Origin of the sequence: Variovorax sp. W2I14 (assembly GCF_050435205.1) — a bacterium.
Classification (GTDB): Bacteria; Pseudomonadota; Gammaproteobacteria; order Burkholderiales; family Burkholderiaceae_C; genus Variovorax; species Variovorax paradoxus_C.
On record NZ_JBNDJX010000001.1, the window covers coordinates 851754 to 863850 of the forward strand.

General features: G+C 66.5%; 7 protein-coding genes and 1 riboswitch. Of the genes, 4 read left to right on the forward strand and 3 right to left on the reverse strand.

From position 1 onward, the window contains the following. Window positions 1-5: 5 nt before the first annotated feature. Genes QF040_RS04015 through QF040_RS04025 form a run of 3 tightly spaced genes read left to right on the forward strand, consistent with a single transcriptional unit; the run spans window position 6 to window position 4815 of the window. Window positions 6-3839, forward strand: coding sequence for a pilus assembly protein (locus QF040_RS04015; protein WP_429609939.1), 3834 nt, complete (start codon window positions 6-8; stop codon window positions 3837-3839). After that, the gene (locus tag QF040_RS04020) at window positions 3836-4246 is read left to right on the forward strand and encodes a type IV pilin protein (protein WP_429609940.1); all 411 of its coding nucleotides are present in this window, start codon (window positions 3836-3838) and stop codon (window positions 4244-4246) included. Before QF040_RS04015 ends, QF040_RS04020 begins: the two co-directional genes overlap by 4 nt. Further along, complete coding sequence (locus QF040_RS04025) at window positions 4243-4815, forward strand: GspH/FimT family pseudopilin (protein WP_429609941.1); 573 nt, start codon at window positions 4243-4245, stop codon at window positions 4813-4815. The genes QF040_RS04020 and QF040_RS04025 overlap by 4 nt, the downstream gene beginning before the upstream one ends. Window positions 4816-4833: 18 nt before the next feature. On the opposite strand, the gene nrdR is transcribed toward QF040_RS04025, so the two are convergent. The 3 genes from nrdR to QF040_RS04040 form a co-directional block, all read right to left on the reverse strand. After that, complete coding sequence (gene nrdR / locus QF040_RS04030; protein ID WP_013541926.1) at window positions 4834-5277, reverse strand: transcriptional regulator NrdR; 444 nt, start codon at window positions 5275-5277, stop codon at window positions 4834-4836. Between the two features lie 18 nt (window positions 5278-5295). Continuing rightward, a complete protein-coding gene (gene glyA, locus QF040_RS04035) occupies window positions 5296-6540 on the reverse strand; it encodes a serine hydroxymethyltransferase (RefSeq protein ID WP_013541925.1) in 1245 nt (414 codons plus the stop codon). Window positions 6541-6581: 41 nt separating this feature from the next. Beyond that, window positions 6582-6707, reverse strand: a riboswitch (ZMP/ZTP riboswitch). A 30-nt stretch (window positions 6708-6737) separates the two neighbouring features. Beyond that, window positions 6738-7589 (reverse strand): lytic transglycosylase domain-containing protein, encoded by an 852-nt coding sequence (locus tag QF040_RS04040; RefSeq protein ID WP_307507891.1) that lies wholly within the window; start codon window positions 7587-7589, stop codon window positions 6738-6740. Between the two features lie 600 nt (window positions 7590-8189). Between QF040_RS04040 and QF040_RS04045 the strand changes: the two genes are divergently transcribed. Beyond that, window positions 8190-12005 (forward strand): DUF748 domain-containing protein, encoded by a 3816-nt coding sequence (locus QF040_RS04045; RefSeq protein WP_429609942.1) that lies wholly within the window; start codon window positions 8190-8192, stop codon window positions 12003-12005. Window positions 12006-12097 lie beyond the last annotated feature (92 nt).

Below are 12097 nucleotides of genomic sequence, written 5' to 3' on the forward strand. Positions count from 1 at the left end.
CCTTCATGCGCTTTCTTCGAATTTGCGCGATGGTGGCCTTCGCCGCCACGTGCGCCCATGCCGCGACAACGGCCAACGCAGCCGACGCGGAGCTTCCGGGCGAGCCGATGTTTTCGCTGGCTTCACGCGGCGACCCGGGGCTGGTGATCGATCTTTCGCTGAAGCGCGCGAACGCCGGCCCCGCGTACCGCGACAGCTTCGACGCAAAGAAAACCTATGGCGGTTACTGGGACGCGATGGGCTGCTACAGCTATGCGTCAGGCGACGCTTACTTCAAGCGCTCGTCCGCGGCAACGAGGCTGAGCAGCGGAGAAATCGCCTGCGCCAACCAGTGGAGCGGCAACCTGCTGAACTGGGCGGTGTCGTCTTCCCTCGACGGGGTGCGCCTCGCGTTGACGGGCGGCGACCGTGTGATCGACGAACCGGGCCGCACGGTGTTGCAGCGCGCGGTGTTGCCGGAGGACTTTCACCGCAGCGCCGACTTCCCCGACAAGGCGGTCATCGGCAACTTGAACAGGCTGACGCCGCTCGTCACGGGCGCGCGCGGCGCGGTGCTTGCAACGGACACGCTGCACTTCAGCAACTGCCTCGATCGGTTCGTCGTCGGAGCAGCCGCTACTGGTACTTGCTCGGCGCCGGGCGGCACGCCTTACATCGCGCGCGTCGAGGTGTGCGCGGCGAACGAGGCGGCGGTGCGTCCGGCGCTTTGCGCCAGATACCCGGACGGCAATTCCAAGCCCGTGGGTGCCATCCAGCGCTACGCAGGTCGGATGAAGTTCTCCGTCTTCGGCTACCTGCCGGACGACGACCCCGCCCGCTATGGCGGCGTGCTGCGCGCACCGATGAAGCACGTCGGGTCCAGGAAGATCGACACCGCTTTCGACACGGTCGACAACCCGCAAGCCGAGTGGAATGCGACAACGGGCGTGTTCAAGGCCGATACAGCGGAAGGCCCCGGAGTCGTCAACGCCATCAACCGTTTCGGGCGCAACGGCGTCCGGCAAGGCGCCTACAGCACGTTCGATCCTGCAGGCGAGCTCTACTACGAGTCGCTGCGCTACCTGCAGGGCAAGGCGCCGACGCCCCAAGCGGTCGCCGGCAGCGACAGCCCTCGAAGCCATGGTGATCCCATTGCCGTGAGCTGCCAGAGAAGCGATGTCCTGGTGATCGGCGACGCCGACACCCACTACGACCGTTCGCTGCCCGGCATGTCGAGGGGGAACTCCATCGGCGATTTCGATCGCAGCTTCAGCATCGCTGCCCATGAGCCCGACACGGCCTACTGGACAGGTCTGGTCGGCGCCTTTGAAAACAGGGAGGCGCTTGCCTATGCCCACCCTTCGGGCAAGACGGGTCTCACCACTAGCGGCAACGAGGGGCCGCGCGCGTTCAACTACAAGGACGGCATGCCGTTGACCTCGGCCGACATCGCGAGCGCGGAAACAGGCGCCGACAAGGGATCGTTCGGGATGGCAGGCCTTGCGTACTGGGCTCGCACGCAGAAGATCCGCAGCGACCACTCGGGCTTGCGCGTGCAGACCTTTGCCATCGACATGGGGCAGGGCGGTGGGAGCGCCATCGGGCAGAGGCAACGCGGCAGCGCCTTCTATCTGGCTGCGAAGTACGGCGGTTTTGCCGACAGCAACGACGACGGCAATCCGTTCCTGGCGGCGGGCGGCGGTTCCGAGTGGGCCGAAGGCCTCGACGGCGACAACCAGCCCAAGCCCGCCAACTACTTCCTGGCCGGTGAACCGGCGCAGATGACGGAGGCCATCCGCCGGATCTTCCTGCGCGCCGTGGCCCCGGCCGGCGGCGTCACGGCGGGGAGCGCCATTTCGTCGAACACGATCGCGCAGGCTGGCGCGAGCCTCTACGTGCCGCAGTTCAACGGGCGACGCTGGTCGGGCACGCTGCTGTCGTATCCCCTCCAGCCGGATGCAGCGACCGGTACGGTGCAGCGCGCCGACAAGCCGGACTGGGACGCCGGCGAGTTGCTGACCGGCAATCCGAGCGCAGTGCCGCCCGTGGCCGCGCGCGATGTCGCGAGCAGGCGCATCTTCACGCTCTCGACGGGCGACATCGGCACGCCGTTCCAGTGGGAAGCGCTCGACAGGGGGCTGCGCGGCTGGCTGAATGCGACGCCGTATGTCGTGCCCGATGTCTCCGACGGCCTGGGCGCCGAACGGCTGGCCTACCTGCGCGGGGACCGGCGGCGGGAACTGTCCGCACCGCAGGGCATTTTTCGCGTGCGCGACTCGGTCATGGGCGATGTGACCAATTCGAATCCGGTGTACGTAGGAGCGCCAAACCCCGCGATCCGGGAGGCGGGGTACGACAGCTTCCTGGCCACGCACCGTGGCAGGCGGCATACGGTGTACGTCGGCGCCAACGACGGCATGCTGCATGCCTTCGACGCCCGCACTGGCAACGAACTCTTCGCCTACGTGCCGCGCATCATGTTCGCCCGCCTGGCGGCCTACACCTCGCCGGATTATGTGCACCGCAGCTACGTCGACGGAACGCCCGTCGTCGGCGACGCCCGCATGGCCGATGGTGCGTGGAAGACCGTGCTGGTTTCCGGCAATGGCGGTGGAGCCACCGGCGTCTTCACGCTCGACGTGACCGACCCCACGGCGTTCTCGGCCGACAAGGTGCTCTGGGAGTTCAGCGGCGCCTACGACGACGACATGGGCCACGTGACCCAGGCGCCGCGCATCATGAAGTTCCGAACCGCGGCAGCCACCAGAACCCGGGCGGCGACCTATGGCTGGTTTGCCGTCGTTCCCTCGGGCTTCAACAACGCCAACCCCGGCAAGCAGGCCGCGCTGTTCCTGCTTTCGCTGGACAAGTCCGCAGGCGAAGCCTGGAAGCAAAACACCAACTACTACAAGATCGTCCTGCCGGCACCCGCGGACAAGAACCTGGTGAACACCTTGAGCACGCCGGGCGACTACGCGGGCGCGGACGACGCCACGCGCTTTCTCTACGCAGGCGACACACAGGGCAATCTGTGGAAGTTCGACTTCTCGGGCAATGCACCGTGGGGCGCCAAGGCCTTGGCGCTGAACGGCAAACCCCTGATGGTCGCCATGGCCGGCAGCGGCGCGGATGCGAAGCGGCAGCCGATCACCGTCGCGCCCGAGGTCGGCGTGGGTCCTGAGGGCGGCGCGATCGTGCTCTTCGGAACCGGAAAGTTCGTGAGCCCCGAAGACCTGGGGCATTCGAGCCGGGGCGTGCAGACGATGTACGGCGTGTACGACAACGGCATGGCCATTCCCGCCGGCCAAGCGCGCGTGCAGTTGCAGCAGCGTAAGACCGGCGCTGTCGATGGGCAGGCATTCCCGCCGGTCACCGGCGATGCCTTCGTGTATGGCGCGTTCGATGGCAAGACGAACGCCCGGCGTGGCTGGTACTTCGACCTGCCGGCGGGGCCCGAACGGGGCGAGCGGATGGTCTTCAAGCCGGTGCTGGGCGACGGCCAGTTGTTCTTCAACACGCTGATTCCCGATTCCGGCGCCTGCAGTGCAGACGGCGGTGGCCGCACCTGCGCGGTGAATGCGATGACGGGGCTCTCGCAGGGTGGCACTTGCATGCCATCGAGCGCCGGCATGCTGGGGGCGCCACATCTGGTGCAGGTGGGCACGGCCGGTGTCGGGGCCAGCGATGCATTCGGACGCCGCCCGGCAACCAAGCGCCTCGCCATCGTCAGCACGGGCGCGCGCAGCAGCCGGGGCGCAGGGCTCTCGACCGCGCAGCCCGCCGGCGACAGCAACATGGGCCAGACCGGCAGACGGCTGAACTGGCGACAGATCTCCGACTACCGGAGGGCAAAGCAGTGAAGGCCCCGACGCTTCGCGGTTTCACGCTGATCGAGATGCTGATCGTGCTGGCCATCGCCGCGATCCTGGCGGCCATTTCCTATCCGTCGTACATGGATTTCGTTCGCAAAGGCTGGCGCAGCGAGGGGCGTTCCGCGCTCATGCAGCAGATGCAGGAGCAGGAGCGCCTCTATACCCGGGTCGGGCGATACCGGCCCTACGAGGGCGAGTCGGGGGAGGGGGGCGTGGGCGGCAAGTACATCGTCAAGAGCGCCAATTGCGAAGGGCGAGGGAGCATCACTGGCTGCATCCGGCTGACGGCGACGCTGAAGGCGGGGTTCGCCGATCCCCATGTCGGCAATCTCTGGGCGGACAGCACGGGCGGCAAAGGATGCGACGGGACGCTGCCCGGCAGGTGCTGGCAATGACGCGCGACAACACGACACCGTTCAGCGGTTTCACGCTGATCGAATTGATGGCGATCGTTGCCATCGTCGCGGTGCTGGCGGCCATCGGCGTGCCGAGCTTTCGCGACCTGCTGCTCAACCAGCGCCTCGCGACGGCTGCGCAGGGCTTCAGTTCAGCGCTTGGCTTCGCGCGCATGGAGGCCATCCAGCGCGCGCAGGGCGTGGAGGTAGCGGCACTCGCGGGCGGCGATTGGTCCGAAGGCTGGGTGGTCCGAACCGGCTCCGATGCGTCGTCCTCCACGCAGAGCCAAACACAAACGCTGCGGCGCTTCGACCGACTGCCGCAGGGCGTAAGCATCGACACGACGCTCGGCGGCGGCTTTGCGCAAGGCCTGCGCTACGACGGCAACGGGTTCTCGCGCCAGACCGCCAGGGCCGGCTTCAGCGCGGGCTGCCTGACGTTCAAGGCCGAGACCGGGCGCAGGGCCTCGGTCATCGTCTCGGCGTCGGGCCGGGCGAAGGTCTGCAATCCGGATGTGAGCGGCGATTGCGGCTCGGGGGCGTGCGCCAGGGGAGAAAGCGGCGCCTGAAGAAAACTGCCCTGGGAATCAGATGTCCCGCAGCAACTGCCGGAATTCGTCGACGTCCTCGAAGCTGCGGTACACCGAGGCAAAGCGCACATAGGCGACCTTGTCCAGGCGCTTGAGTTCGCGCATCACCAGTTCGCCGACTTTCGTCGAATCGATTTCGCGCAGGCCGCTGGCCAAAAGCTTCTGCTCGATCCGCAAGAGAGCGGTGTCGATCTGCTCGATGCTCACCGGGCGCTTGCGCAGCGCCAGCATCATCGAGGCACGTACCTTGGAGGAGTCGAAGTCGGCGCGGCTGCCGTCCTTCTTCACGACCACCGGGAAGTTGACGTCGGGGCGCTCGTAGGTGGTGAAGCGCTTGTCGCAGGCGCTGCACTGGCGGCGCCTGCGGACGAAGTCGGCGTCTTCCGAAACGCGGGTCTCCACGACCTGCGTTTCAAGATGACCGCAAAAAGGGCATTTCATGCGGTCGGGCCGTGCAGATCAGCGATAGACGGGGAAGCGGCTCGTCAGCGCGTGCACCTTGGCGCGCACCGCGTCGATGTTTGCCGCGTCGCGCGGGTTCTCGAGAACGTCGGCGACCAGGTTCGCGGTGATGCGGGCCTCTTCGTCCTTGAAGCCGCGGGTGGTCATGGCCGGGGTGCCGATGCGCACGCCGCTGGTGACCATCGGCTTTTCGGGGTCGTTGGGGATCGCGTTCTTGTTGATCGTCATGTGGGCGCTGCCCAGCACGGCTTCGGCTTCCTTGCCGGTGATGCCCTTCGAACGCAGGTCGACCAGCATCACGTGGCTCTCGGTGCGGCCGCTCACGATGCGCAGGCCCCGCTCGGTGAGGGTGTCAGCCACGATCTTGGCGTTCTTGACCACCTGTTGCTGGTAAGCCTTGAACTCGGGCGTCATCGCTTCCTTGAACGCGACGGCCTTGGCGGCGATCACGTGCATCAGCGGACCGCCTTGCAGGCCCGGGAAGATCGCGCTGTTGATCGCCTTCTCGTGCTGCGACTTCATCAGGATGATGCCGCCGCGCGGGCCGCGCAGGCTCTTGTGCGTGGTGGAGGTCACGATGTCGGCGTGCGGCACCGGGTTGGGGTACACGCCCGCGGCCACGAGGCCGGCGTAATGGGCGATGTCGACCATGAAGATCGCGCCCACGTCCTTCGCCACCTTGGCGAAGCGCTCGAAGTCGATGTGCAGCGAGTAGGCCGAGGCGCCGGCGATGATCAGCTTGGGCATGTGCTCGTGCGCCTTGCGTTCCATCGCGTCGTAGTCGATGGCTTCGTTGGCGTCCAGGCCGTAGCTCACCACGTTGAACCACTTGCCGCTCATGTTGAGTGGCATGCCGTGGGTCAGGTGGCCGCCTTCGGCCAGGCTCATGCCCATGATGGTGTCGCCAGGCTTGAGGAAGGCGAGCATCACGGCTTCGTTGGCCGAGGCGCCGCAATGCGGCTGCACGTTGGCGGCGTCGGCACCGAAGATCTGCTTGACCCGGTCGATGGCCAGTTGCTCGGCCACGTCGACGTGCTCGCAGCCGCCGTAGTAGCGCTTGCCCGGGTAGCCTTCGGCGTACTTGTTAGTGAGCTGCGAGCCCTGGGCCTGCATGACGGCCGGCGAGGCGTAGTTCTCGCTGGCGATCAGCTCGATGTGATGTTCCTGGCGCGCGTTTTCGGCTTGAATGGCGGCCCAGATCTCGGGATCGGTCTGTTCGACCAGGATATTGCGTTGGTACATGGCAGTCCTTTGAAGACGAGGTCCTTGTTCTTCAACCAAACAAGGGCTGCCCAGGCGAACGGCTGAACGCCTGTTGTGGTCAGGCGGCACGCTTCCCAGTGGTATTCCACGTCAGCGCGTGGCACCTTGTTCAGGTGCTGCGCCTATCGCCAGTCGCGTACGGGGCCGAGTGTAGCTCACACCCGGCCAGGCCAGCTTCAGGAAACGGCGGAAAGCAGGGCGACCTTTGCGGGTTCCGAGCCTTCTTCAGCCTTGATCGGTGCCGGTGCCGGCGTCACGATGGGAATCGGCTGGGCACGCACGGTCGTGCGGGGCGGCTGCACCGACGGTGCGCGGCCGTTGGCGACCTGCAGCAGGCGCTCGTGCTCGGCCATCACCTTGCTGGCGTAGCCGCCGTCGTCTTCCAGGTTGGCCGCGCCCACGTAGTAGCGCAGGCCCCCTTCGAGCGAGCCGGCGCGGGAGATGCATTCCTGCAGCACCTTCACGCCGACGCGCATGTTCGTCACCGGGTCGAAGGCGGTGAGCGTGCCGCCCGCGCTTTCGTACTTGTCGCCGTGCACGCGCGTCATGACCTGCATCAGGCCCTGGGCGCCGACGTGGCTCTGGGCGAACGGGTTGAAGCTGGATTCCACGGCCATGATGGCCAGGATCAGCGTCGGGTCGAGCTTGGTGCGCTTGCCGATGTTGTAGGCCTCGGCCACGAGCACGCTCAACGGTTCGGCCGCCACGCTGTATTTCTTGCTCAGCCAGTACGCCACGGCGGCCTGCTGCTTGGGCAGGTCGCCGGGGCTCGCGGCCGTGGTGCGCTCGATCGCGGTCGGCTCCAGGTCGGTGACTTCAGGCGCGGGCTTGCGCGACTGCAGCCAGCCCATGAGCTGTTCCTCGCCGGTCTGGCGCAGATCGGGCCGTGCCACGAGGGCGAGGGCCGCGAACACGATGGCCAAACCGACCAACGCGAACCCGTTGTGGGTGATTTCAAAAAAGCCGTCTGCCACATCGGACACAAAGGTCCTCAGCCCGCGGGCTGTGGCATCAAACGCCTTGTTCATCGCTCTTCCTTTCTGTGCGGCACCTGCTCGCAGCGCCTGGAGAGGCGATGGATGAAGGCAGCGGCGCTTGGATTGGTACGAATCAGGCTCCGCGCATGGAGGGGTGTGGGTAAGGAGCGCGGTGACCTGATCAAGCCGGGGGAGTTCTCGGCAGCGGATTCAGGGTGGCCCCTCTGCGTCTGGCAGTCGGAGCAGGGCGGATTCTAGCGTGGCTAAATACTCGGTCAAGCATAAGGATTTTGTTTCTTATGCTAATAGATGTTTAAAAAGTGACCCCTCCCAGAGGCGTTCTGCTTAAGGGAAATCCCTTGGAAGATTGGATTTGCAATGCGAGGGTGCGCCACCTAATCTGAACGGGCCTGGGTTTTCAGGCGTTTTTCCGAAGTCAGGCAGCCCGAGGTGCAAGTCAAGGGCTCGAACGACGGAGGATCCACGGTGGCAATCTCTTGCTGCCAGCACGGCAGGAACCATTGACTTCCAGTCGTGCGAATCGATGGCTTGGGTGTTAGGCCCGCCATCAAGCCCGGCAGCGAGACATTCCGTCGCGCTGCCGGGCTTTCTTGTTTCTGCATCGACGCTTGTTTGCGGCACACTCCCGCGATGGATTTAGCTTCGCTCAAACAAAACAAATGGGTGCGACGTGGGATCGTCGCCTTGCTGGTTCTGTTGGCCCTCTGGGTCATCGCATGGTTGGCGGTGCCGCCGATCGCCAAGAGCCAGCTTCAAAAGATCGCGAGCGAAAAGCTGGGCCGGCAGGTCACCGTGGGCAAGATCGATTTCAAGCCCTGGACTCTCGAACTCGCGCTGCATGACCTGCGCATCGCCACCGCCGACGGCAAGCAGCCGCAATTGGCCATCAAGCGCATCTACGCCGACGCCGAACTGCAATCGCTCTTTCGCCTGGCGCCCGTGATCGATGCGGTCTCGGTCGAGTCGCCCGCCATCCTGCTCACGCACCAGGCCGACGGCAAGTACGACATCGACGACATCCTCGCCAAGCTGGCCTCGGGTCCCCCGCCCGACCCCAAGGCCGAGCCGGCACGTTTTGCGATCTACAACATCTCGATCAAGGACGGCGCGGTCGACTTCGACGACCAGACAGTCAAGCGCAAGCACGAGCTGCGCAACTTCGTGCTCGACGTGCCTTTCCTGAGCAACCTGGCTTCGCAGCGCGAGGTCAAGACCGAGCCCAAGCTGGCCTTCGTGCTCAACGGCAGCAACTTCGATTCGGCCGCCTTCACCACGCCCTTCTCGGCCAGCCGCAAGACCGACGCCCACGTGCAGTTCAAGGGGCTCGACCTCGTGCCTTACCTCGGCTACATCCCCGGCGGCCTGCCGGTGAAGCTGCAGGCCGGCAGTCTCGATGCCGACCTGAAGATCGACTTCCAGCAGGCCACGACCACCGGCCTCAAGATCTACGGCACGGTCGAGGCGCACGGCGCCAAGCTGAGCGATGCCAGGGGCCGCGACCTGCTGGGCTTCGATTCGCTCAAGCTCGCGCTGGCCGATGTTCGCCCGCTTGAATCGGTGTTCCATTTGAGCGAAGTGGCGCTGGCCAATCCGCAGCTCGTGGTGGCGCGCGATGCCTCGGGCCAACTCAACCTGATGGCCACCGATCCGGCCACCGGCGCTGCGGAAAAAGTGGCACCACTCCCCGCCGCCCCAGCCAGCGCACCGGCCGGCAAGACGGCCGAAAAGCCCAAGCTGAAGGTGCAGGTCGACAAGGTGGCGCTGAGCGGCGGGCGCATCGGCTGGCGCGACGAGACCGTCAAGCCCGCGGCCGCCGTCGACCTGACGGACCTGGGGCTCGACGTCACCGCCATCACCTGGCCGATGGAGAAGCCGGCCCAGTTCAACGGCGGCACCGCCATTGCAGGCGCCTCGCTCAAGTTCAAGGGCAGCGCCACCGACAAGGTGGCGGACGTGCAGACCGAGGTCGACGCGCTGCCGCTCTCGCTGGCTGCACCGTATCTGGCGCAGAGCCTGGAGCCCACGCTCGACGGCAAGCTCAGCGGCCAGATCGACATCGCCTGGAACCAGCCCAACCTCAAGTTCAAGGCGCGCCGGCTGGCAGCCGACGGGCTTGCGCTGACCCAGACCAAGACCGCGCTGGCGAGCGTCGGCCGTTTCGAGCTGGTCGATGCCGAGGTCGACATGACGCAGCACACGCTGAACATCGCCTCGTTCACCGCCACCAACCCCAAGGTACGCGTCGAGCGCGACAGCGAAAAGCGCTGGATGTTCGAGCGCTGGCTGCGCACCCCGGCCGGCAGCGGCGGCGCGGCCGAAGCCAAGGTGGCGGCGCCCAAGCCGGCCGGCGCCGGATCGGCCAAGGCCGACGCCAACACCAAGCCCTGGGCGCTGACCATCGCCACGATGGCAGTCGACAACGGCAGCCTCTCCTATTCAGACAAGGCCGGCGCGTTGCCGGTGACGGTCGAGGTCACGGCCTTCAAGCTGAACGCACAGAAGATCGCGCCCGAGACCAACACCGTGTCGCCGCTGCAGGTCTCGGGCCGCATCGGCTCCGGCCGCTCCGAGCCGGGCAAGTTCGACTACAAGGGCAACGTCGTGCTCAAACCGCTGGCCGCCGAGGGCCGGCTCGAGGTGATCTCGTTCCCCGCGCACGCCTTCAAGGCCTACTACGCGGACGCACTCAACGTCGACATCCGCCGCGCTTTCGCGAGCTACCGCGGCACGGTCCACTACACGACCACGCCAGCCGGCATGACCGTCAAGCTGGCCGGCGACACCGCACTGGACGACTTCCGCGCCAACAGCGTGTCGCTCACCCAGTCCCCCGGTTTCGACCGCAACACCAACCAGCTCCTGAGCTGGAAGACGCTGAGCCTGCGCGGGCTGCAGGTCGGCCTGGCGCCCAATACGCCGCCGAAGGTGGACGTGCGCGAAACCACGCTGACCGACTTTTTCGCCCGCGTGATCGTCGATCCGACCGGCCGGCTCAACCTGCTCAATCTGACGAAGAAGGGCGAGGCCGAAGGTGCCGCGGCTGCGGCCTCTGCCGACGCCAAGACCCAGAAGGGACCGGGCGGCACCACCACCACGACCCGCGCGGCGGCGCCTGTGCAGCGCTCCGGCGGCGCGCCGGTGTCGGCCGAAGCCATGGTCGGCGGCAGCCCCGAACCCGCCAAGCCGGCCGCCGCGCCGGTGGCCACGACGCAGGCACCGGCGGACACCGGCCTCACGCCGGTCATCAACTTCGGTCCGATGAGCCTGGTCAACGGCAAGATCGATTTCACCGACCTGTTCGTCAAGCCGAACTACTCGGCCGACCTGAGCGAGCTGACCGGCAAGCTCAGTTCCTTCTCCTCGAACCCGCCCAAGGGCGAGACGGGCCGCCCGGCGCTGGCCGACCTGGAATTGCGCGGCAAGGCGCAGCAGACGGCTGCGCTGGAAATCACCGGCAAGCTCAATCCGCTGGCCAAGCCGCTCGAGCTCGACATCACCGCCAAGATGCGCGATCTCGACCTCGCGCCGCTGTCGCCGTATTCGGTGCGCTACGCCGGCCACGGCATCGAGCGCGGCAAGATGAGCATGGACGTGAACTACAAGGTCGCGCCCGACGGCCAGCTCACGGCCACGAACAAGCTGGTGCTCAACCAACTGCAGTTCGGCGAGGAAGTCGCCGGTGCGCCCAACAGCCTGCCGGTGAAACTGGCCGTGGCCTTGCTGGCCGACCGCAACGGCGTGATCGACGTCGACCTGCCGCTCAGCGGCTCGCTCAACGATCCGCAGTTCAGCGTCGGACCGCTGATCTGGAAGGCGGTGGTCAACCTGATCGTCAAGGCGGTGACGGCGCCGTTCAGCCTGCTCACCGGCGGCCTGGGTGGTGGCGGCAGCGGCGAATCGAGCGCCATCACCTTCGAGGCGGGCAGTTCGGTGCTCAGCGCCGCGGCCAAGGAAAGCCTGGACAAGGTCGCCAAGGCGCTGACCGAGCGGCCGACGCTGGAGATGACGGTCATCGGCACCTCCAGCCTCGAGAAGGAGCGCGATGCCTACCAGCGCCAGCGCGTGCGACAGCTCACCCAGGCCGAGAAGCGCCGTGTCGCGGTGCGCAGCGGCCAGACCGGCACCGAGGTGCCGCCGGTCACCGACGCCGAATACCCCGAGCTGCTGACGGCGGTGTACAAGCGCGCCGACATCACCAAGCCGCGCAACCTCGTCGGACTGGCCAAGGATTTGCCGGTCAAGGAAATGGAAAACCTGCTGTTCGCGAGCGTGCCGGTCGACGAGGAATCGATGCGCCAACTGGCCGTGGAGCGCGGCGCGGCGGTGCGCGACTACCTGCTGGCGCAGAAGCTCACGAGCGAGCGGCTGTTCCTGGGCGCGGTGCGCACCACGGCCAGCGGTGCCGACTGGAAGCCGGGCGCCGAGCTCAAACTGACCATGAAGTGAAAACGGCCACTTGGCTTTTTGCATCAGCTTGCTATATATGTAGTTCCCGTTAAATCTCCCAGCCCGCCACCAGCGTTGGCCGCCGTTCCGCC